The organism is Rathayibacter festucae DSM 15932, from assembly GCF_004011135.1.
GTDB lineage: Bacteria > Actinomycetota > Actinomycetes > Actinomycetales > Microbacteriaceae > Rathayibacter > Rathayibacter festucae.
The window spans coordinates 3,547,546-3,568,954 of record NZ_CP028137.1 but is presented as its reverse complement, the minus strand read 5'-3'; the positions used below and the strand labels follow the sequence as shown (position 1 = coordinate 3,568,954).

The window sequence follows — 21,409 nt, the reverse complement described above, 5'->3', positions numbered from 1 at the left end:
CGGTCAGTCCGGCGGGGTCGGATCGTTTCACGTGAAACCTTCGCTCAGCGGGTGGAAGTGGGGCAGCACCGAGGAACCGACAGTCGAGGATTCAGGGGATCGCGTGCGACGTCGTGGCGATCATCCCACTGTAGCTCGGACGACCCTCGTCACCTCGGAGAGCACGCCGTCGCCGAGCACCACGACCTCGGGCGGGGAGAGCCTGAAGCGGCGGATCTGCTTCGCCGCGGCCTCGATCTCCTTCTCGGCGTTGATGCCCTTCAGCAGGACGAGCTCGCCGCCCGGCCGCAGCAGCGGCGCCGTCAGCGGAATCAGCTTCGAGAGAGCGCTGACCGCTCGCGCCGTGACCTGATCCAGCGGCTCCGCCAGCCGGACCTCCTCGGCGCGGGCCCGCAGAACCGAGACATTCTCGAGTTCGAGCGCGTCGACCTGCTCCTGCAGCCACAGCACCCGGCGCTCCATCGGCTCGATCAGCACGAACCGGACGTCCGGCCGCACGATGCCCAGCACGACGCCGGGAAGGCCGGCACCACTCCCGACATCACCCACGAGCCCCGGACGCAGGAGAGGGGCCACCAGGGCGCTGTTGAGCACGTGCCGCGTCCACAGGCGCGGGAGCTCCAGCGGTCCGATGAGGCCGCGCTCCTCCCCCTCGCGGGCGAGCGCCTCCGTGAAGCGCCGCAGGACGGGCAGTCGCTCACCGGCGATCGCGGCAGCGGCAGCGGGCTCCGGCTCGAGGGTCGGCTCCACGGCGCTCAGCCGCGGGTGATGACGGTGTGACGCTCGCGGGCCTCGCCGCGCGACTCCGACACGAAACCGCGCTCGCCGACCATGTCGTGGACCAGCTTGCGTTCGTAGGACGACATCGGGGGCAGCGACGCCGACGTCGCGCCCTCCTCGATGCGCTCGATCGCCCGGTCGACCAGCTGGGCCAGCTCGGCCTCGCGGGCGTCCCGGGAGCCGCCGATATCGAGGATGAGCCGCGAGAAGCCGCCCGTCTTCGTCTGCACCGCGAGGCGCGTGAGCTCCTGCAGCGCCTGGACCGCGTCCGGGCGGGAGAGCACGCGCAGGTTGGTGTCGCCGGAGGCAGTGACCGACAGGTAGGCGCGGCCGTTGCGGACCTCGATGTCGATGTCGCCGTCGAGGTCGCAGATGTCGAGGAACTCCTCGATGTAGTCCGCGGCGACGTCGCCCTCCTCCTCGAGCTGCGACAGCGTCGGCGCGGCACCGCCGTCGGTGGAGGACGCCCGCGGAGCGAGCTCCTCGTCGGCCGGAGCGTGCGCGTCCGGGGCCGCCGGAGCACCGGTGAACATCTGCGTCGAATCGGTCATTCTGGGGGCCTACTTCTTTCCGGCTTGCTTCTTGGAGCGGTTCTTGCTGACGGGCTGCGCGCGCTGCACGACCTTCTTCTCGACGAGCGTGACGGTGCCGGCGTCGGTCGTCTCCTCGACGAGCTTGCCCTTGCGGCGCAGGCGCTCCTCGCGGGCCTTCGCGGCCTCGCTGCCGGGGGTCGGCATGTTCCGGATGACGATGAACTGCTGGACCATCGTCCAGATGTTCGAGGTCAGCCAGTAGAACATGACGCCGAGGGGGAAGGCGAAGCCCGAGAAGGCGAAGACGAGCGGGAGGATGTAGAGCAGGATCCGCTGCTGCTTGAACGTCGGCGAGGCCTTGGCCTCGGGCGACATGTTCTTCGAGACGATCTGCAGCTGGGTGATGAACTGCGAGGCGGTCATCAGGACCACCATGACGACGGCGATGACGACGACGAGCTCCTGGCCGCCCTCCGCGAGCGCACCCTGGATCGACTGGTGCAGCGGGGCGATGCCGAAGAGGTTGGCCTCACCGAACTGGCGGGCGAGGACGTCGTCCAGCGGACCGACGCCGCGCTGGCTGTGCTGCGCCGAGTTCAGCACCGAGAACAGGCTGAAGAAGATCGGCATCTGGATCAGCAGCGGGAGGCACGAGGCGAGCGGGTTGGTGCCCGTCTTCTTGTAGAGCTCCATCGTCTCGCGGGACATCGCCTCGCGGGACAGCTGGTCGCGCTTGCCCTTGTACTTGTCCTGGATCTTCTTGAGCTGCGGCGCCACCTCCATCATGCGGCGCTGGCTCTTGATCTGCTTGACGAAGATCGGGATGAGCGCGGCGCGGATGACGAGGACCAGCCCCACGATCGACAGCACCCACGTGATGCCGGCCGCCGCATCGAGGCCGGTGAAGGTCAGCAGCTGGTGGAAGGCGACGAGGAGCAGCTCGACCACCCACTTGAGGGGCCAGAGAATCGTGCCGAGGAGGTCCATGGGAGGGGGTCAGTCCTTTCGAGGGCCCGCGACGAACCCGAATCGCGTCACGGCGAAGCGGGTCCGGCCGGGAGCCGGTCGGTGCAGGGGGATCGAGGTCGGCACGTCGTCGACCCCGCCGGCCGCCCACGGGTGGCAGCGGAGGAGTCGGCGGGCGCCGAGGACGGACCCGAGGACGAGCCCGTGGAGCTGGACCGCCTGGAGTGCGTAGGAGGAGCACGACGGGTAGTAGCGGCAGACGTCGCCGTACAGCGGCGAGACCACCGCCCGGTACACGACGAGCAGCAGGATGCCGATGTTGCGCGGCAGCAGGAGGAGGAACCAGCCCAGGCGGGCGGTCCGGGAGGCCGCGGGCGACGATCCGGAAGCGGTGACGACCGGCGCGGTCGTCGACGGAGCGGCCGTCACCGGAGCACCTCGCCCGTGCGGACGGCGCGCGCACGGGTGACGGCGGCGACCACGTCCTGCCGCAGCGCGGACCACGGAGCGTCGGCGCTGCCGGGCAGTGCCCGCACGACCACGTCCGTCCCGGACTCCAGCTGCGGCACGAGCTCGAAGGCGACGGCCTTGAGCCGGCGCCGCACGGTGTTCCGCTTCACGGCCGTCCCGACCGTCTTGGCCACGATGAAGCCGAACCGCACCGGTGCGTCGCCGGAGGACCTCCGGACATACGTGACGGTGTGCGGTCCCGTGGACCGCACACCGCGACGGACGACTGCCCGGTACTCGCCACCGAGGACGATGCGATGGGCTCTGGCCAGCACCGCTGGACGGAATCGCTAGGCGCTACGCCGAGAGCTCGGTGCGGCCCTTGGCGCGGCGAGCGCTCAGGATGCCGCGACCGGCACGCGTGCGCATGCGCAGACGGAAGCCGTGCACCTTGGCGCGACGACGGTTGTTCGGCTGGAAGGTTCGCTTGCTCATAGTCAGATCTCCACGTACGGGTTCCGCGGTGCGAGCGGGGCTCCACGCCGGTGGCGGGGGCTCCGGTTCGTCCGGGAAGAGGGGGTGCCCGGGTGCCGATCGGCCCGATCCGCGAGGACCGTGCTCCCGACGCCGGGCAGGCGTCAACTGACTTAAACTACGTCCTCCGCCGCCACCGGTCAAATGTGCGCCGGGCGAAACCTCGATTCTGCACACGGGACGCGGTGTTCCGCGCATTGACACGCGGGTGTCGCTGTGGTGGATTTGTCTCCCGTCGGCTCCGTTGGTTACGGTGTTGAGCCGCAGTTATCCACAGGCGCGAACCGCCCCCTCCCGCGTGATCGCGGGGATCGGGCGAGGCCTGTGGAAGCGCCTGTGCAGGGATCGGGCCCCGGATCTCCGCTGGAACCGAGGGCCCGCCGTGACGGACGACAGCCCGAGGCGGCGGCCAGGATTTCGAGAGCGACCGAGGACCGGAGACAGATGCCTGACGACACGTCGATGATCGACGCGTGGAACGTGATCCGCGGCGAGCTGTCGCGGGACGAGCGCATCACCGCGCCGATGTACGGCTTCGTCTCGCTGGTGGAGCCCAAGGGCATCATGGCGGGCACCTTCTACCTCGAGGTCCCGAACGAGTTCACCCGCGGGATGCTCGAGCACCGGGTCCGCGTGCCGCTGCTCAGCGCGATCGGCGCCCTCGACGACTCCTTCGGCGTCTCGACCTTCGCCTTCGTGGTGAACCCCGACATCGAGCACGAGCCGATGAGCTCCCCGTCGTCCGACTCCCTGAACCCCTTCGAGCCGGTGACCGGCTCCTCCGCCACGGTCGCCCCGCCGGTCCGCGTCGTCGAGGAGCTGCGCACCGTGCCGGCGACCGACACCCGGCTCAACCCGAAGTACAGCTTCGACAACTTCGTCATCGGCGGCTCCAACCGCTTCGCGCACGCCGCCGCGGTCGCCGTGGCCGAGGCGCCGGCGAAGGCGTACAACCCGCTCTTCGTCTACGGCGACTCGGGCCTCGGCAAGACCCACCTCCTGCACGCCATCGGCCACTACGCGATGAGCCTCTACCCGGGCATCCGCGTGCGGTACGTGTCGAGCGAGGAGTTCACCAACGACTTCATCAACTCGATCGCGAACAACCGCGGCAACGCGTTCCACGGCCGGTACCGCAACGTCGACATCCTCCTCATCGACGACATCCAGTTCCTGCAGGGGAAGGCGGAGACGCAGGAGGCGTTCTTCCACACCTTCAACCAGCTGCACGACCACAACAAGCAGGTCGTGATCACGTCCGACCTGCCGCCGAAGGCGCTGACCGGCTTCGAGGACCGCATGCGCTCGCGGTTCGAGTGGGGCCTGATCACCGACGTGCAGGCGCCCGACCTCGAGACCCGCATCGCGATCCTCCGCAAGAAGGCCGTCAGCGAGAAGCTGCTCGTCCCGGACGACATCCTCGAGTTCATGGCGTCGAAGGTGTCCAGCAACATCCGCGAGCTGGAGGGGACGCTGATCCGCGTCACCGCGTTCGCGAGCCTCAACCGCACCCCGGTGGACATGGCGCTGGTGCAGACGGTCCTGAAGGACCTGATCACCCTCGACGAGGACAACGTCATCTCGCCGGTCGACATCATCAATCACACCGCGGACTACTTCAAGCTCACGGTCGACGACCTCTACGGCTCGTCGCGCTCGCAGGCCGTGGCCACCGCCCGTCAGATCGCGATGTACCTCTGCCGCGAGCTGACCAACCTCTCGCTGCCCAAGATCGGCCAGCTGTTCGGCAACCGCGACCACACCACGGTCATGTACGCGAACAAGAAGATCTCGGAGCTCATGAAGGAGCGCCGCAGCATCTACAACCAGGTCACCGAGCTGACCACCCGCATCAAGACCAACCGCTGACCCCCGGGCCGCCGGCTGCTCCCTCTCTCCGGTCGAGCAGCCGCGCAGCGGCCCCCACCTGCTGGTCGAGTAGCCGCGGAGCGGCGTATCGAGACCCACCCCTCCCGGTGACGCCGTCTCCCACTACGCCCCCTCACCACCCCGCCACGCCCGCCCTCGTTCGCCACATCGAACGATTCCGGTCGATTTCCACACGTGTGAGCAACCTGTGGATAACTGTGGACAACCGCCCTCGATCTGTGCGCTCCGAGCACCCGCCTGTGCACTCCGGACGACCCGGTCGGATCCCTCCACAGGCCGTCCACGACCGCGCTCACACTCCGTCCACAGGTCGACCCCCTCCGCATCGCAGTCGCGAGTAGGGCTCCCGGACGTTTTCCACAGTTTCCACACGTGTTAACACTGTTAACGCAGTTCTCTCTTTACCCAGGGGCGGACCGGCAACCTCTCCACAGGGCTCGGCTGCGCCGGGAGGGCGCCGTGCTTCCGGGCACGTCGAAGCTGACGAGTACGATGGGCGTCGGTCTTCGTCCACGACTCGTCAGGGGTGTTCTCGTGAGGTTCCAAGCCAACCGCGATGTCTTCAGCGAGGCGGTGTCGTTCGCGGTCAAGCTGCTGCCGCAGCGCACGACCCTGCCGATCCTCTCGGGCATCCTCATCGAGGCGACCGCCGAGGGCCTCACGCTCTCCTCGTTCGACTACGAGGTCTCCGCGCAGACGCAGATCGCCGCCGACGTCGAGGAGACCGGCACGGTCCTCGTCTCCGGCCGGCTGCTCGCCGACATCGCCAACCGCCTCCCCAACGCCCCGGTGCGCGTCGCGACGGAGGAGTCGCGCGTCTCGGTCTCGGCCGGCTCCGCGCACTTCACGCTCCTGCAGATGCCCGTGGAGGAGTACCCGAGCATCCCCGAGATCGACGCCTCCACCGGCCTCGTCCCCGCCGACGCGTTCTCCGCCGCGATCTCGCAGGTCGCCGTCGCCGCCTCCCGCGACGACGTCACCCCCGTGATCACCGGCGTGCAGCTCGAGATCACCGAGAACACCATCGGCCTCGTCGCCACCGACCGCTACCGCGTCGCCGTCCGCGAGATCGACTGGGACAACGGCGACAACGCCGCCCCCAGCCAGCCGCTGACCGCGCTGGTCCCCGCGCGCACCCTGCAGGAGGTCGGCAAGACCTTCAGTCACTCCGGCACGGTCTCCGTCGCGATCACCCAGCGCGACGAGCGCGAGCTGATCGCCTTCACCGCCGATCGCAAGACCGTCACGTCGCTCCTGATCAAGGGCAACTTCCCGCCCGTGAAGCGCCTCTTCCCCGCCTCGGTCGAGAACTACGCCGTGATGGCGACGAGCGACCTCATCGAGGCCACCCGCCGCGTCTCGCTCGTCCTCGAGCGCGAGGCCGCCCTGCGCTTCAGCTTCAGCAGCGACGGACTCACCCTCGAGGCCATCGGCTCCGAGCAGGCGCAGGCGTCCGAGAGCATCGACGCCATCGTCACCGGCGTCGACGTCGTCGTGTCGCTGAAGCCGCAGTTCCTGCTCGACGGCCTCGCCGCCGTGCACTCGGAGTTCGTGCGCATCGCGTTCACGAAGACCGAGAACCCCAACAAGCCCGGACCGGTCCTGATCACGGCGCAGACCTCGCGCGAGCAGCCCGGGAGCGACAGCTACCGCTACCTGCTCCAGCCGAACCTGCTCCTGCGCTGACCGCTCCTCCCCGATCGCAGCGCCGCGACCGCCCTGCTCCCGACGAGCACCCGCCCGCCGGACATCGAATCCCAGGAAGGTTCACCATGCACATCGGACTCGTCGGACTCGGCAAGATGGGCGACAACATGCGCTCCCGCCTGCGGGAGAAGGGCGTCGAGGTCACCGGCTACGACCGCAACCCGGACGTCTCGGACGCCGCCTCGCTCGACGAGATGATCGCCGCCCTCCCCGCGCCGCGCATCGTCTGGGTCATGGTCCCGGCCGGCGCCATCACGGACGCCGTCGTCACCGACCTGTCCGAGAAGCTCAGCGAGGGCGACCTGGTCATCGACGGCGGCAACTCCCGCTTCACCGAGGACTTCAAGCACGACGCGCTGCTCAAGCCCAAGGGCATCCACTACATCGACGCCGGCGTCTCCGGCGGCGTCTGGGGCCTCGAGAACGGCTACGGCCTGATGGTCGGCGGCCCCAAGGAGCTCGTCGAGTACGCGATGCCCGTCTTCGACGCGCTGCGCCCCGAGGGCCCCCGCGAGGAGGGCTTCGTCCACGTCGGCGAGGTCGGCGCGGGCCACTACGCGAAGATGGTGCACAACGGCATCGAGTACGCGCTGATGCAGGCGTTCGCCGAGGGCTACGAGCTCCTCGACACCCGCAAGGACATCATCAAGGACGTCACCGGCACCTTCAAGGCGTGGCAGCGCGGCACGGTCGTCCGCTCCTGGCTCCTCGAGCTGCTCGTCCGAGCGCTCGAGCAGGACCCGGAGTTCGAGCACATCGAGGGCTACGTCCAGGACTCCGGCGAGGGCCGCTGGACCATCGAGGAGGCCATCAACAACGCCGTCCCCGTCCCCACGATCAGCGCCTCGATCTTCGCGCGGTTCGTCTCCCGCCAGGAGGACTCCCCCGCCATGAAGGCGGTCGCGGCGCTCCGCAACCAGTTCGGCGGGCACTCCGTCAAAGCAGTCGACTGAGTCGACCGGTTGAGGACCGCCGAGGCGGTCCTCAACGGCGGTCGGCTTCTCGAAGCCGTGGCGTCATGCAGAGCCGGTCGCGGACGGCGACCTGCGGCCCGCCGCGACCATGACGCAGGGATGCTGTCATGGCCGCGGCGGGCCTCCGGCCGCCTTCACCTTGCGCGGGGGAGTTCGTCGGCTTCTGCTGTGCTCGGTGGGAGAGGCGCGTCCTTCGGACGACGCGGTGGCTTGCTCGGTCGCGTCCTGCGGACGGCGGGGTTCCATGCTGGTCGAGTAGCCCCGCAGGGGCGTATCGAGACCCGCCGTCGTCAACCGTGGGGTCTGCAGACTCGTCCTTCTGACGCGGGTGGATCTCGATACGCCCGCTCCACGGGCTACTCGATCAGCAAGGCTCCGTCGCGGTGCACGGCCCCACCATGCTGGTCGACTAGCCGCGAGCGGCGTATCGAGACCCCGCGTCGGCAGGTGCCGCATCGGGCAGAGTGGACACGGAGGAGGTGAGCGCGTGCAGGTGACGCAGCTGGCGTTGAGCGACTTCCGCAACTACGCCTCCGTGGACGTCGCGCTCGCGCCGGGCCCCAACCTCTTCGTGGGGCGCAACGGCCAGGGCAAGACGAACCTGGTCGAGTCGCTCGGCTACCTCTCCACCCTCGGCTCGCACCGGGTGTCCACCGATCAGGCGCTGATCCGCGCGGGGCAGGACAGCGCGGTGATCCGCGCACGCCTCCGCAACGGCGATCGCGACCTGCTCGCCGAGGTGCAGATCAACCGCTCCTCGGCCAACCGCGCGCAGATCAACCGCGGCGGCATCAAGCCGCGCGAGCTGCCCCGCTTCTTCTCGAGCGTCCTCTTCGCGCCGGAGGACCTCCTCCTCATCCGCGGCGACCCGTCCGCGCGGCGCCGCTTCCTCGACCAGCTGGTCGTCCTCCGTTCCCCGCGCATGAGCGCCGTGCAGGCGGACTACGAGCGGGTGCTCCGCCAGCGCAACTCCCTCCTCAAGTCCGCGCGGGCGAGCGGCGTCCGCGATCCCGCCAAGCTCGGGACGCTCGACATCTGGGACGAGCGCCTCGTCGCCCTCGGCACCGAGATCATCCAGTCGCGGCTGACCCTGGTCGACGAGCTGAGCGGCCCGGTCCGAGCCGCGTACGAGGCGGTCGCCGGAGCGGATCAGCGCCCGGTCCTGCGCTCGCGCCTGAGCATCGAGGGAGCGGTCGACGACGACGACGAGCCCGTCGCGACGTCGGAGGTCGCCGCAGCGCCGGCCGAGCTGGCCGAGACCTTCTCCGCCGCTCTGCTCTCCGTGCGCCGCCGCGAGCTCGACCGCGGGATCTCGCTGGTCGGGCCGCACCGCGACGACGTCCAGTTCGAGCTCAACGATCTCCCGGCGAAGGGCTACGCCAGCCACGGCGAGAGCTGGTCGTTCGCTCTGGCGCTCAAGCTCGGCGCGGCCGAGCTGCTCCGTCGCGACTCCCCCATGGGCGACCCCGTGCTGATGCTCGACGACGTCTTCGCGGAGCTCGACGCCCGCCGGCGCGAGCGGCTCGCCGCCGTGGTCGCCGACTACGAGCAGGTGCTGATCACCGCCGCCGTCTTCGACGACGTGCCCGCGGCGCTGGCGGCGCACACGGTCCGGATCGAGGCGGGCCGCATCGTCGAGTCCGACGCGGTCGTGGTCCCGGAGACGCCCCTGACGGCTCCGGCTGAGACCGCGACCGCACCGGCCGAGACCGCGTCCGCTCCGGCGGAGACCGCCGACACGGACGCGTCCCCCGCGCCGGACGACAGCGCGGACGACGCCGCGGACCCCGACCGTGGCTGACTCCCCCCGCCGCGGCGCTCCCTCCCCCGCTCCCGACTCCGAGGCGGCGCGCGTCTACCAGCACCTCAAGGAGGTCTTCGGCGGCGACGCCCCCCGCCGCGTGCGCAAGACGGTCGACCGGGCCGAGCCCAAGGGCGACGCGGCCCCGTTCGGCGGGGGCCGCGATCCGCACGACCTCGGCGACGTGCTCTCCTCTCTCACGGTGAAGCTCGGCTGGACCGCTCCCCTCGCCCAGGGCGACCTGATGTCGTCCTGGACGGCCATCGCCGGCGAGGAGACGGCAAAGCACTCCACTCCGGTCGGCGTGGTGGACGGAGTGCTCACGGTGGCGTGCGAGTCGACGGCCTGGTCGACGCAGCTGCGGCTGATGCGGATCGAGATCATGAACCACATCGCGGTGAACCACCCGGACGCGGGGATCACCGCGATCCGTTTCCAGGGCCCCGACGTCCCGAACTGGAAAAAGGGCCCCAGGTCGATTCCAGGGCGTGGTCCGCGCGATACCTACGGCTGACGACGCATTTTCGGTCGACCCTCCAGAAATCGTTCGTCAGATCGCCACTGAGCGCCGCGCGACCGGCCGCCGCGCGGTAGAATGGAGGGCCGCCGAACCGCAGCGTCGACCCCGTGCGCGAGATCTCCAGATCCGCCTGCGCGCCGCGACGGACCGTCAGAGGAGAACTCCACAGCTATGACACCCGAGCCGACCGACTCCACGTCAGCCCCCGCAGCGAACGACCTGGACGCGAACGGCTCCACCGGCCCCTCCGCTGCTCCCGAGACCGCCGGGACGGAGGCGTCGCACTCCTCGGGGATGTCGACGAAGTCCTCCGGCGACTACGGCGCGAACCAGATCCAGGTCCTCGAGGGCCTCGAGGCGGTCCGCAAGCGCCCCGGCATGTACATCGGCTCGACGGGCCCGCGCGGTCTGCACCACCTGGTCTACGAGATCGTCGACAACGCCGTCGACGAGGCGCTCGCGGGCTACTGCGACAACATCGAGGTCGTCGTGCGCGCCGACGGCGGCCTGACCGTCGTCGACAACGGCCGCGGCATCCCGGTCGACATGCACCCCACCGAGGGCATCTCCACCGTCGAGCTCGTCCTCACCGTGCTGCACGCCGGCGGCAAGTTCGGCGGCGGCGGCTACGCGGTCTCCGGCGGTCTGCACGGAGTCGGCTCGTCCGTCGTCAACGCGCTCTCCACCCGGCTCGAGGTCGAGGTGAAGCGACAGGGCGCCTCCTACAGCATGACCTTCGCCGACGGAGTCCCGGAGGCGCCGCTCGCGAAGGGCGAGCCGAGCGACGAGACCGGCACCACCATCACCTTCTGGCCGAACGCCGAGATCTTCGAGACCGTCGAGTTCGACTACGAGACCCTCCGTGCCCGGTTCCAGCAGATGGCGTTCCTCAACAAGGGGCTCCGCATCGCGCTGACCGACGAGAAGGAGATCGAGTTCGACGGCGAGGGTGAGAACGAGACGTCCGGTGCGCGCAGCGACGTCTTCCTCTACGAGAAGGGCCTCGTCGACTACGTCGAGTACATCAACTCGCTCAAGAAGTCCGATCTGGTGCACTCCGAGATCATCGACTTCGAGTCCGAGGACACCGAGCGCCGCATCTCCCTCGAGGTCGCGATGCAGTGGACGACGGCGTACACCGAGAGCGTGCACACCTACGCGAACACGATCAACACCCACGAGGGCGGCACGCACGAGGAGGGTTTCCGCGCGGCGCTGACGACCCTCGTCAACAAGTACGCGCGGGCGAACAACCTGCTCAAGGACAAGGACGAGAACCTCTCGGGCGACGACATCCGCGAGGGCCTCACCGCCGTCGTGTCGATCAAGCTCGGCGAGCCGCAGTTCGAGGGCCAGACCAAGACGAAGCTCGGCAACACCGAGGCGAAGGCGTTCGTGCAGCGCGTCGCCGGCGAGCAGCTCGCCGACTGGTTCGACCGCAACCCCAACCAGGCCAAGGACATCATCCGGAAGGCGATCCAGGCCGCCTCCGCGCGGATGGCCGCGCGCAAGGCCCGCGAGACCGCCCGCCGCAAGGGGCTGCTCGAGGGCGGTGGCATGCCGGGCAAGCTCAAGGACTGCCAGTCGAAGGACCCGTCGATCTCCGAGATCTTCATCGTCGAGGGCGACTCGGCCGGCGGCTCCGCCGTCCAGGGCCGCAACCCCGAGACCCAGGCGATCCTCCCCCTCCGCGGCAAGATCCTCAACGTCGAGAAGGCGCGCCTCGACCGCGCGCTCGGCAACAACGAGGTCCAGGCGATGATCACGGCCTTCGGAGCCGGTATCGGCGAGGACTTCAACCCCGACAAGGCGCGGTACCACAAGATCATCCTGATGGCCGACGCCGACGTCGACGGCCAGCACATCACGACGCTGCTGCTGACCCTGCTGTTCCGCTACATGCGCCCGCTGATCGACCTCGGCTACGTGTACCTCGCGCAGCCGCCGCTCTACCGCCTCAAGTGGTCGAACTCGCCGCACGAGTACGTCTACAGCGACCGCGAGCGCGACGCACTGCTGGCGCACGGCGCCGCGTCGAACAAGCGCATGCCCAAGGAGAACGGGATCCAGCGCTACAAGGGTCTCGGCGAGATGGACTACAAGGAGCTGTGGGAGACCACGATGGACCCCGCCACGCGGACCCTCCTCCAGGTCACCCTCGACGACGCGGCCGCCGCCGACGAGATCTTCTCGACCCTGATGGGCGAGGACGTCGAGTCCCGCCGCTCCTTCATCCAGAAAAATGCCAAGGACGTGAGGTTCCTCGACATCTGATCGGTTATCGCTTCGCGATAACCGATAGATGTCGAGGTCGAGTAGGCCGCAGGCCGTATCGAGACCCGCGCGCCACCAAGCGCTACCTCGCACCACCTCGCACCACCGAATCATAAGAACTGAACTGACACCCAGCGCGACCCGCCCCCGTCACGACCCGGGGCCCGGACCCACCTGAGAAGACAGAGATCATGGCAGACGAATCAGACACCCCCACCGGACCGGACGACGGCGAGGACATCGTCACCGAGACCGGTGTCGTGATCCACGGGCACGACAAGATCGAGCCGGTCGACCTGCAGCTCGAGATGCAGCGCTCCTATCTCGACTACGCGATGAGCGTCATCGTGGGCCGCGCGCTCCCCGAGGTGCGCGACGGGCTCAAGCCCGTGCACCGCCGCGTGATCTACGCGATGTACGACGGCGGCTACCGCCCCGACAAGGCGTTCTCGAAGTGCTCCCGCGTCGTCGGCGACGTGATGGGCCAGTTCCACCCGCACGGCGACTCGGCGATCTACGACGCCCTCGTCCGCCTCGTCCAGCCGTGGAGCCTCCGCTACCCGCTGGCGCTCGGCCAGGGCAACTTCGGCTCCCCCGGCAACGACGGCGCCGCGGCCCCCCGCTACACCGAGACCAAGATGGCCCCGCTGGCCCTCGAGATGGTCCGCGACATCGACAAGAACACCGTCGACTTCCAGGACAACTACGACGGCCGCACCCGCGAGCCGGCGATCCTGCCCGCGCGCTTCCCCAACCTGCTGGTCAACGGCTCGGTCGGCATCGCGGTGGGCATGGCCACCAACATCCCGCCGCACAACCTCCGCGAGGTCGCCGCCGGCGCGAAGTGGGCGCTGGAGAACCCGGAGGCGTCGCGCGAGGAGCTGCTCGAGGCGCTGCTGCAGCGCATCAAGGGCCCCGACTTCCCCACCGGGGCGCAGATCCTCGGCGTCCGCGGCATCCAGGACGCATACCGCACGGGCCGCGGCTCGATCACGATGCGCGCCGTCGTCTCGATCGAGGAGATCCAGGGCCGCACCTGCCTCGTCGTCACCGAGCTGCCGTACCAGGTGAACCCGGACAACCTCGCGATCAAGATCGCCGAGCTGGTCAAGGACGGCCGCGTCTCCGGCATCGCCGACATCCGCGACGAGACCTCGGGCCGCACCGGCCAGCGCCTCGTCGTCGTGCTCAAGCGCGACGCGGTCGCGAAGGTCGTGCTGAACAACCTCTACAAGCACACCCCGCTGCAGGAGAACTTCGGCGCGAACATGCTCGCGATCGTCGACGGCATCCCGCGCACGCTCTCGCTCGACGGCTTCATCCGCGCGTGGGTCGACCACCAGGTCGAGGTCATCGTCCGCCGCACCCAGTACCTGCTCGACGAGGCCGAGGCGCGGATCCACATCCTGCGCGGCTACCTCAAGGCGCTCGACGCGCTCGACGAGGTCATCGCCCTCATCCGCCGCTCCCCCACCGTGGAGGAGGCCCGCGACGGCCTGATGGAGCTCCTCGACATCGACGAGGTGCAGTCGCGCGCGATCCTCGACATGCAGCTGCGCCGGCTCGCCGCCCTCGAGCGCCAGAAGATCATCGACGAGCACGACCGGATCCAGGCCGAGATCGAGGACTACAAGTCGATCCTCGCGAGCCCGGAGCGCCAGCGGACGATCATCTCGGACGAGCTCGACGAGATCGTCGACCGCTTCGGCGACGACCGCCGCACCGAGATCCTCTTCGGCTTCGACGGCGACATGAGCGTCGAGGACCTGATCCCCGAGGAGGAGATGGTCGTCACCGTCACCCGCGGCGGCTACCTCAAGCGCACCCGCAGCGACTCGTACCGCGCCCAGCACCGCGGTGGCCGCGGCGTGCGCGGCGCCCAGCTCAAGGCCGACGACATCGTCGAGCACTTCTTCGTCACCACGACGCACCACTGGCTGCTGTTCTTCACGAACACCGGCCGCGTGTACCGCGCCAAGACGTACGAGCTGCAGGAGGTCAGCCGCGACGCGAAGGGCCAGCACATCGCGAACCTCCTCGCGCTGGAGCCCGGCGAGCAGATCGCCCAGATCCTCGACATCCGCGACTACGAGGCGGCCCGCTACCTCGTCCTCGCCACCCGCGACGGCCTCGTCAAGAAGACGGCGCTGATGGAGTACGACACCAACCGCTCCGGCGGGATCATCGCGATCAAGCTCCGCGAGGGCGACGAGCTCGTCTCCGCGCTCCTGGTGGACGAGGACAGCGACGTGCTGCTCGTCTCCCGCAAGGGCATGTCGATCCGCTTCACCGCCTCGGACCAGGCGCTGCGCCCGATGGGCCGCTCCACCTCCGGAGTGATGGGCATGTCGTTCCGCGGCGACGACCGACTGCTGGACGCCAACGTCGTCAGCGACGAGGGCTACGTCTTCGTCGTGACCGAGGGCGGCTACGCGAAGCGCACCGCGGTCGACCAGTACCGGCTCCAGGGCCGCGGCGGTCTGGGCATCAAGGTGGCCAAGCTCGAGGAGAAGCGCGGCGACCTGGTGGGCGCCATCATCACCGGGGAGGACGACGAGGTGCTCGTCGTCCTCGCCAGTGGCAAGGTGGTACGCTCTGCCGTGGCCGAGGTACCGGCCAAGGGTCGCGACACCATGGGAGTCGTCTTCGCACGATTCGCAGACGACGACCGCATCATCGCACTCGCCAAGAACACCGAACGCAATCTCGACGCCCAGGACGAGGATCCCGACGCCGCGGCGTCGGCCGAGTCCGAAGCGGTGTCGGAGGAGGATGAGTCCGTCGATGAGTAGCACGGTCGCCGAGAAGCTCGCCAAGAAGTCCGCGAAGAGCCCGGCGGCGAAGCAGGTCAGACTCAAGCTGGTGTACGTCGACTTCTGGTCGGCCGTCAAGCTGTCGTTCCTGCTCGGTCTGACGCTGGCGATCATCACGATCGTCGTCGTCTACCTCGTCTACACGGTGCTCGCGCAGACCGGCGTCTTCGACGAGGTCAACGGCCTCGTCCAGGACATCGCCGGCGCGGAGGCGTTCGACCTCAACACGATTATCTCGCTGCCCCAGATCATGGGCTTCGCGGTCGTCGTCGCGGTGCTGAACACCATCGTCACCACCGCCCTCGGGGCGATCGTGGCGCTGCTGTACAACCTCAGCGTCAAGATCACCGGCGGCCTGCTGGTCGGCTTCACCAACCAGTAGAGTCCGCGGGCGGAGCGGCCGATTGGGATTCTGACCCGGCGTCGGGTAGAGTCTCATCTGGCCAATTCGGGGGTATAGCTCAGGCGGTTAGAGCGCTTCACTGATAATGAAGAGGTCCCAGGTTCAAGTCCTGGTACCCCCACGTGCCGAACGGCCCGACATCGCGAGGTGTCGGGCCGTTCCACTCTCGCCGGTGTTCCGCCGCCGGTCCGGGGCCTTAGCTCAGTTGGTAGAGCGCCTGCTTTGCAAGCAGGATGTCAGGAGTTCGAATCTCCTAGGCTCCACACTCGACACCCCTCTCGGGGTCTTCCTCACCCGCTGTGCGTGCCGTACCGCGGTCGGCGTGCTCGGGCGGCGAAGTCGTCGAGGGCCGCCAGGACCTCCACGGCCTCGAACGATCGGTTCCTGCGTCCCGCTCGCGACTGGGTGAGGACTCCGGCGTCGACGAGCTTCTGCACGGAGAGCGCGCCGACCTGACCATCGAGTCGCCTCAGCTCCAGGCACGCGTGCTCGCTGGCAGCGAGACGTCGAGGGTCGGCGGTCAGCGGGCGATGACGCGATCAAGGGATACCGGGTAGCCCTTGATAAGGGCTCTCCGGACTGCGAGCACCTCGTCCTCTGGCGGGCGACGGCGGGGTCAGCGGGGCTGGCAGGCCAGGCCGAGGAAGTTCTCGACGGAGAGGGTCTCGGAGGTGCCGTCGCGGATGTCGCCGACGATGATCTCGCCGACGGACAGGGTGTCGAACTGCTCGGCGGTGAAGACCACGGGGCGGCCGATGACTGGCCCGCCGACCGCGTAGGCGCCGAGGGTGAGGTCGACGCCCAGGGGGAAGCGCTCGATCTCCCGGTCGGCGGGCCAGACGGTGCGGCCGGCGAGGTCGGTCGCGCCGATGTCGTCGACGGGCTCCGGGGCGACCCAGCGGGTGATCCGCCGCGCGCGATCGCCGATCAGCAGGGGAGCGGTGTCCTCGATGGCGAGGTCGAGGCCGTCGACGGCTCCGGAGCAGACGACGACGACGCCCAGCACCTCGGCGCGCTGTCCGCCGCGGCCGATGCCGACGGTCGCCTCGGAGACGGGCTCCGTCGCGCAGCCGGACAGCGCCAGGGAGGCCGTGGCCGCCAGCACGACGGCGACGCTGGCGACTCGACGACGATGCGGCACGAGGTCACCCTACGGCGAGGGCGAGCGCGGAGAGCGCCTGGGGGAGCGACGGCGCCCCCTCCGCACGGAACACCGCGCGGCCGTCGGCGTCGCGGACCACGACCGTGGGGGTGGAGCGGATGTCCGCGGCTTCCGCTGCCTCGGGCGCGAAGGCGACGTCGAACTCGCGGATCTCCGCAGCGGGGACCAGCTCCGCCGCGCGCTCGAGCACGCTGCGGGCCGCGTTGCAGGCGCCGCAGAACGCGGACGTGTAGAGCTCGACGATCACAGGAACGACAACGCCGGGCGGCACCGCACGATTCCCGGGATGGATCTCGATACGCCCGCTGCGCGGGCTACTCGATCAGCATGGAGGTCGATCCACATCGGATGTGACGCCGTGAGGCGCTCTGCGTGCTGGTCGAGTAGCCGCCGGAGGCGGCGTATCGAGACCCGCCGGGGTCAGCGCAGCGTCCAGGCCTCGTTCATCGTGAGGGCGACGTCGATCAGCTCGACCCGCTCGAGTCCCTCGACCTCGGCCAGCGGGAGCCACGCGGCGGCGTCGGTCGAGCCGTCGACCTCGTGGGTCAGCTCACCGCCGGTCACGCGGGCGCGGTAGACGACGCGGATGGCGTGCAGGGGTCCGGCCTCGGGATCGCTGCGGCGATGCGCGGGGATCACGTGCGAGTCGACGCCGATCAGCCCCTCGAGCTCCGCGTGGTAGCCGGTCTCCTCGAAGATCTCGCGGACGGCAGCATCCGCGGGCGACTCGCCCTCGTCGATGCCACCGCCGGGAAGCGTCCACGCCTCCCAGGGCCCCTGGCTCCAGTGTGCGAGGAGCATGCGCTCGCCGTCGATGATCACGCCATACGCGGCGACCCGGATGTCCACCTCAGCAGCCTAACCGCGGACCGCGCACCACCGGACACGCGTGAGGCCCGGACCCGCAGTGCGGTGTCCGGGCCTCACGCGGCGACTCAGGAAGCGGTCGACGCCGGCGACTGCGCGGCGCTGGCCGGCTCGTCCTCGGCGACCCACAGCTCGTCGTCGGCGCGGAACGTCTGCCAGACGGCGTAGCCGATGCCGCCGACGGCGACGAGGGCGGCGCCGATCGCGAAGACCGTGCCGACCTTGTTCTTCTTCTTCGGGGGAGTGGTGAGCTCCTCCCAGCGCGCCTTCGAGATCTCAGCGAGCTTCGCGCGGTTCTTCGAGTCCTTGGCGGCCTCGAACGCGGCCGCGGCGGTGCCGCCGACAGCGGCGAAGGTCGGGAGGACCTTGTGCTTGTAGGCGTCGCGTGCGGAGGAGTACGTGCCCTCGACGGCGGAGACCCCGTTGTCGTAGACGGGCTTCACCCGGCTCGAGTAGGCGTCCTTGACGGCCGGCACGACCTCCTTCTTCGCGTACTTGGTCGCGTGGCGGCGGCTCTTCTCGAGAACGGAGGCGGCGTGCGCCAGCACCTCCTGCTGCTCACTCCAGACCGCCTCGGCGTTCTTGCGGAGGCGCTTGAGATCCTTCTTGTGCTTACGTGACAGACCCACTTGGTCCTCCATCGGCTACGAGCGGCGAACAACGGCTCAATACTGCCACTCATCCCGCGGCCCGCGCATCGCGCACCCAGCGCATTGACACCCGGCGTTGCGGAGCCCTACAGAGCCGCTGTGCGAGAATCCACCCATGCCTTTGCACACCGCAGTCGCGACGTTCCACACGACCAAGGGCGACATCGTCGTCAACCTCTACGGCAACCACGCGCCGAAGACGGTCCGCAACTTCGTCGGTCTCGCGACCGGCGACATCGAATGGACCCACCCGGCGACCGGTGCGAAGACGAAGGAGCCGCTCTACAACGGCACCGTCTTCCACCGCATCATCCCCGACTTCATGCTCCAGGGCGGCGACCCGCTCGGCCAGGGCATCGGCGGCCCGGGCTACCAGTTCGACGACGAGATCAACTCGGAGCTCGACTTCACCCAGCCCTACATCCTCGCGATGGCGAACGCCGGCAAGCAGGCGGGGCGCGGCACCAACGGCTCGCAGTTCTTCATCACCGTCGCGCCGACCACCTGGCTCCAGGGCAAGCACACCATCTTCGGCGCCGTCGCCGACGACGAGTCCAAGAAGGTCGTCGACGCACTGTCGGCCGTGGCGACCGACGGTCGCGACAAGCCCCTCGAGGACGTCGTCATCGAGAGCGTCGAGATCACCGAGGTCTGACCGCCTCTCCACCACTCATCGAGGGTCGGGTCCGTCTGGGCCCGGCCCTCGTTCTCTCTCCCGGAGGAACGTCCGTGACCCAGGTCCCGCCGAGCAGCAGCACCTACACCTGCTACCGCCACCCCGATCGCCAGAGCTTCGTGCGCTGCCAGCGGTGCGGTCGCACGATCTGCGGCGAGTGCCAGACCCCGGCCCCGGTCGGCGTCATCTGCCCGGACGACATGGCGCAGCAGCGCAGCGAGGCCCCGCGCGTGCGCGGTCCGCTCGTGTCGCGGGTCCGGGCGATGACACGGGCGGACCAGCCGACCGTCACCTACGCGATCATCGCGCTCTGCGTCCTGGTCTGGATCCTCGAGGTGCTGCCGTTCATCGGGAACACCGTGCTCAACGCGATCGCCTACTTCCCGGCGTACACGCTGCCCGGCTTCGGCGCGGGCTTCGAGCCGTGGCGGATGATCACGTCGATCTTCGCGCACAGCACGTCCCTCTTCTTCGTGGTGCCGTTCCACCTCCTGCTGAACATGTACACGCTGTGGGTCTTCGGCATGGCGCTCGAGCGGATGCTCGGCCGCGGGCGCTACCTGACGCTGTTCCTCCTCAGCGGCTTCGCAGGCTCGGTCGGCGTCCTGCTCCTCTCCAGCCCGCTGACGCCGGTGATCGGTGCCTCGGGCGCCATCTTCGGGCTGATGGGCGCGTACCTCGTGATCCTCCGCCACCTCGGCGGGCAGGCCTCGCAGCTGCTGGTGCTGGTCGGGCTCAACCTCGTGATCGGCTTCCTGCCGGGGATGAACGTCGCCTGGCAGGCGCACGTCGGCGGCCTGGTCGCCGGTGCTCTCATCGGACTCGTCTTCACCCGGACGCGGCAGCGCTCGCAGCGACGCACCCAGAACCTTCTCGTCGGGCTGATCGGCGTCGGCCTCGTGGCGATCACCGTGGGGGCGTACGTCCTGGCCTGAGGCCCCGCGGCACGGGCCGGGAGCCTGTCCACAGGGCGTTCTCCACTGTCCACAGCAGCTGTCCACAGCTGGGGACGAAGTTATCCACAGAGTTGTTAACACTGGGGAGAACTACGCCGTTGTCATTCGGAGCGGCCGGTGAGACGGCCTCCGGATCGGCGATCCCGCCCCGTCCCGCCGCCGATGTGCGTCCGATCACGCTCCGCATCCGCGACCTGGCGCGGGGTCCGGAGTTCTCCACAGGAGTTTCAACACCTGGGGATAATTACACGCGTGTAGTTCGCCGTCGAGGGGCGGAGACGACCGTGGCGTCGAGGTCGTCGTCGAGGAGGATCGACGGGTCGAATCCCACGTCCGCGAAGAGTGCCGCCGTCCGCTCCGCCTGCTCCCGGCTGGTCTCGATCGCGACCACACCGTCCTCAGTCAGCCAGGGGAGGACCTCCGCCGCGATCCGGCGGTGCAGCGCGAGGCCGTCGCCCCCGCCGTCGAGGGTGGACGCCGGCTCGTGCAGGCGCGCCTCCGGCGGCATCAGTGCGATCGCGGCGGTCGGCACGTAGGGCGCATTGACCACGACGAGGTCGATCCGGCCTCGGAGATCCTCGGGAAGGGCGGCGAACAGGTCGCCCCGGTGGACCGTCGCGAGTCCCGTCAGGGTCCGCCGGGCGCAGGTGACCGCGGCGGGGGAGAGGTCGGCCGCGTGGAGGGTGACGCCGTCGCGCTCCTCGAGAAGGGCCCGCCCGATCGCTCCGACACCGCAGCAGAGGTCGAGGACGGTCGCCGGCCCGCGCCCGTCCAGCAGCGCGAGCGCCGCGTCGACGACCGCCTCGGTGCGCCGCCGGGGGACGAAGACGCCGGGGGAGACCGGGACGCGCAGCCCGCGGAAGGCGACCCAGCCGAGGATCTGCTCGAGCGGCTCCCCGGCCTCACGGCGCCGCAGGAGCGCGTCGAGGCGGTCGGAGCCGGCCGCCGCCTCGTGCAGGAGCTCCGCCTCCTCCTCCGCGAAGACGCAGCCCGCCGCACGCAGGCGCGCGACCGACGATGCGAGGGCCGGCGGGAGACCCGACCCCGGGGACGACGAACGCCCCGTCGGCGGACCGGACGGGGCGTCGTTCATGCGGGCGTGATCAGCGCCAGCGCGTCGTCATGAGGAAGCCGATGAAGGCGATTCCGAAGCCGATGAGGATGTTGGCGTTGCCGAGATCCGGCACGGGGAGCGTGCCCTGGCTCACGTAGAAGACGATGATCCACGCGAGGCCCAGCAGCATGAACCCGAACATGACGGGCTTGAACCACACCGGATTGGGTGCGTCCTCACCGGTCCGGGCCTCGTCGCGCTCGGGCTTCGGGCTCTTCGTCGCTCGTGCCATGCCTTCCACTGTACCGGGAGACGGCCGCCGACCGGGAGCGCGAGGCCGGGGGGATGCCGTGCAGGCGCGCAGGAGCGGCTGTGCGGAACGCGCCAGGGGCCGCGGAG

Annotated in this window: 22 protein-coding genes and 2 tRNA genes; 12 read left to right on the top strand and 12 right to left on the bottom strand. The window is 69.5% G+C overall.

Annotated elements, in window-relative coordinates:
* Nucleotides 1-120 precede the first annotated feature (120 nt).
* The 6 genes from rsmG to rpmH all read right to left on the bottom strand — a co-directional run bounded on the left by rsmG (nt 121) and on the right by rpmH (nt 3,224).
* Nucleotides 121-750 carry a 16S rRNA (guanine(527)-N(7))-methyltransferase RsmG gene (gene rsmG, locus C1I64_RS16280; RefSeq protein ID WP_123447264.1) on the bottom strand — a complete coding sequence of 210 codons (630 nt, stop codon included), beginning with the start codon at nt 748-750 and terminating at the stop codon, nt 121-123.
* Between the two features lie 5 nt (nt 751-755).
* Complete coding sequence (locus tag C1I64_RS16275) at nt 756-1,331, bottom strand: Jag family protein (RefSeq protein WP_244209508.1); 576 nt, start codon at nt 1,329-1,331, stop codon at nt 756-758.
* A 9-nt stretch (nt 1,332-1,340) separates the two neighbouring features.
* Entirely contained in the window at nt 1,341-2,300 is a 960-nt protein-coding gene (gene yidC, locus C1I64_RS16270; RefSeq protein WP_123447263.1) for a membrane protein insertase YidC, read from the bottom strand.
* Between the two features lie 9 nt (nt 2,301-2,309).
* Complete coding sequence (yidD, locus tag C1I64_RS16265) at nt 2,310-2,630, bottom strand: membrane protein insertion efficiency factor YidD (protein WP_127888610.1); 321 nt, start codon at nt 2,628-2,630, stop codon at nt 2,310-2,312.
* Between the two features lie 74 nt (nt 2,631-2,704).
* Nucleotides 2,705-3,064: a ribonuclease P protein component gene (gene rnpA / locus C1I64_RS16260; protein ID WP_127887913.1), complete on the bottom strand. Its 360-nt coding sequence runs from the start codon at nt 3,062-3,064 to the stop codon at nt 2,705-2,707.
* A gap of 22 nt (nt 3,065-3,086) precedes the next feature.
* A complete protein-coding gene (gene rpmH / locus C1I64_RS16255) occupies nt 3,087-3,224 on the bottom strand; it encodes a 50S ribosomal protein L34 (protein ID WP_055784512.1) in 138 nt (45 codons plus the stop codon).
* Nucleotides 3,225-3,707: 483 nt separating this feature from the next.
* Here rpmH and dnaA point away from each other — a divergent pair, with 483 nt between their 5' ends.
* The 10 genes from dnaA (at nt 3,708) to C1I64_RS16205 (ending at nt 15,908) form a co-directional block, all read left to right on the top strand.
* Nucleotides 3,708-5,132 (top strand): chromosomal replication initiator protein DnaA, encoded by a 1,425-nt coding sequence (gene dnaA, locus C1I64_RS16250; RefSeq protein ID WP_123447261.1) that lies wholly within the window; start codon nt 3,708-3,710, stop codon nt 5,130-5,132.
* Nucleotides 5,133-5,687: 555 nt separating this feature from the next.
* Nucleotides 5,688-6,839, top strand: coding sequence for a DNA polymerase III subunit beta (dnaN, locus tag C1I64_RS16245; RefSeq protein WP_123447260.1), 1,152 nt, complete (start codon nt 5,688-5,690; stop codon nt 6,837-6,839).
* A gap of 86 nt (nt 6,840-6,925) precedes the next feature.
* Nucleotides 6,926-7,813, top strand: coding sequence for a phosphogluconate dehydrogenase (NAD(+)-dependent, decarboxylating) (gene gnd / locus C1I64_RS16240; protein WP_123706114.1), 888 nt, complete (start codon nt 6,926-6,928; stop codon nt 7,811-7,813).
* A gap of 508 nt (nt 7,814-8,321) precedes the next feature.
* The gene (gene recF / locus C1I64_RS16235; RefSeq protein ID WP_127887912.1) at nt 8,322-9,635 is read left to right on the top strand and encodes a DNA replication/repair protein RecF; all 1,314 of its coding nucleotides are present in this window, start codon (nt 8,322-8,324) and stop codon (nt 9,633-9,635) included.
* The gene (locus tag C1I64_RS16230) at nt 9,628-10,149 is read left to right on the top strand and encodes a DciA family protein (protein WP_123447257.1); all 522 of its coding nucleotides are present in this window, start codon (nt 9,628-9,630) and stop codon (nt 10,147-10,149) included. The genes recF and C1I64_RS16230 overlap by 8 nt, the downstream gene beginning before the upstream one ends.
* A gap of 300 nt (nt 10,150-10,449) precedes the next feature.
* The gene (gene gyrB, locus C1I64_RS16225) at nt 10,450-12,429 is read left to right on the top strand and encodes a DNA topoisomerase (ATP-hydrolyzing) subunit B (protein ID WP_123447534.1); all 1,980 of its coding nucleotides are present in this window, start codon (nt 10,450-10,452) and stop codon (nt 12,427-12,429) included.
* 191 nt (nt 12,430-12,620) lie between these two features.
* Complete coding sequence (gyrA, locus tag C1I64_RS16220) at nt 12,621-15,221, top strand: DNA gyrase subunit A (protein ID WP_127887911.1); 2,601 nt, start codon at nt 12,621-12,623, stop codon at nt 15,219-15,221.
* Nucleotides 15,214-15,624: a DUF3566 domain-containing protein gene (locus tag C1I64_RS16215; protein WP_123447255.1), complete on the top strand. Its 411-nt coding sequence runs from the start codon at nt 15,214-15,216 to the stop codon at nt 15,622-15,624. The genes gyrA and C1I64_RS16215 overlap by 8 nt, the downstream gene beginning before the upstream one ends.
* A 68-nt stretch (nt 15,625-15,692) precedes the next feature.
* Nucleotides 15,693-15,766 (top strand) — tRNA-Ile (locus tag C1I64_RS16210).
* 69 nt (nt 15,767-15,835) lie between these two features.
* Nucleotides 15,836-15,908, top strand: a tRNA-Ala gene (locus tag C1I64_RS16205).
* A 353-nt stretch (nt 15,909-16,261) separates the two neighbouring features.
* Here C1I64_RS16205 and C1I64_RS16200 read toward each other — a convergent pair.
* The 4 genes from C1I64_RS16200 to C1I64_RS16185 all read right to left on the bottom strand — a co-directional run bounded on the left by C1I64_RS16200 (nt 16,262) and on the right by C1I64_RS16185 (nt 18,303).
* The gene (locus C1I64_RS16200) at nt 16,262-16,786 is read right to left on the bottom strand and encodes a hypothetical protein (RefSeq protein WP_127887910.1); all 525 of its coding nucleotides are present in this window, start codon (nt 16,784-16,786) and stop codon (nt 16,262-16,264) included.
* A gap of 4 nt (nt 16,787-16,790) precedes the next feature.
* Nucleotides 16,791-17,078 carry a thioredoxin domain-containing protein gene (locus tag C1I64_RS16195; protein ID WP_243585697.1) on the bottom strand — a complete coding sequence of 96 codons (288 nt, stop codon included), beginning with the start codon at nt 17,076-17,078 and terminating at the stop codon, nt 16,791-16,793.
* A 149-nt stretch (nt 17,079-17,227) separates the two neighbouring features.
* The gene (locus C1I64_RS16190) at nt 17,228-17,656 is read right to left on the bottom strand and encodes an NUDIX hydrolase (RefSeq protein WP_127887909.1); all 429 of its coding nucleotides are present in this window, start codon (nt 17,654-17,656) and stop codon (nt 17,228-17,230) included.
* Nucleotides 17,657-17,742: 86 nt separating this feature from the next.
* Complete coding sequence (locus C1I64_RS16185) at nt 17,743-18,303, bottom strand: hypothetical protein (protein ID WP_123706109.1); 561 nt, start codon at nt 18,301-18,303, stop codon at nt 17,743-17,745.
* Nucleotides 18,304-18,439: 136 nt separating this feature from the next.
* Between C1I64_RS16185 and C1I64_RS16180 the strand changes: the two genes are divergently transcribed.
* Nucleotides 18,440-18,979, top strand: a complete 540-nt coding sequence (locus C1I64_RS16180; RefSeq protein ID WP_123447250.1) for a peptidylprolyl isomerase — start codon at nt 18,440-18,442, stop codon at nt 18,977-18,979.
* 74 nt (nt 18,980-19,053) lie between these two features.
* The gene (locus C1I64_RS16175) at nt 19,054-19,935 is read left to right on the top strand and encodes a rhomboid family intramembrane serine protease (RefSeq protein ID WP_123447249.1); all 882 of its coding nucleotides are present in this window, start codon (nt 19,054-19,056) and stop codon (nt 19,933-19,935) included.
* A gap of 265 nt (nt 19,936-20,200) precedes the next feature.
* On the opposite strand, the gene C1I64_RS16170 is transcribed toward C1I64_RS16175, so the two are convergent.
* Together C1I64_RS16170 and C1I64_RS16165 are read right to left on the bottom strand one after the other, a co-directional pair.
* Nucleotides 20,201-21,049 (bottom strand): putative protein N(5)-glutamine methyltransferase, encoded by an 849-nt coding sequence (locus tag C1I64_RS16170; protein ID WP_127887908.1) that lies wholly within the window; start codon nt 21,047-21,049, stop codon nt 20,201-20,203.
* 10 nt (nt 21,050-21,059) lie between these two features.
* Nucleotides 21,060-21,302: a cell division protein CrgA gene (locus C1I64_RS16165; protein WP_123447247.1), complete on the bottom strand. Its 243-nt coding sequence runs from the start codon at nt 21,300-21,302 to the stop codon at nt 21,060-21,062.
* Nucleotides 21,303-21,409 lie beyond the last annotated feature (107 nt).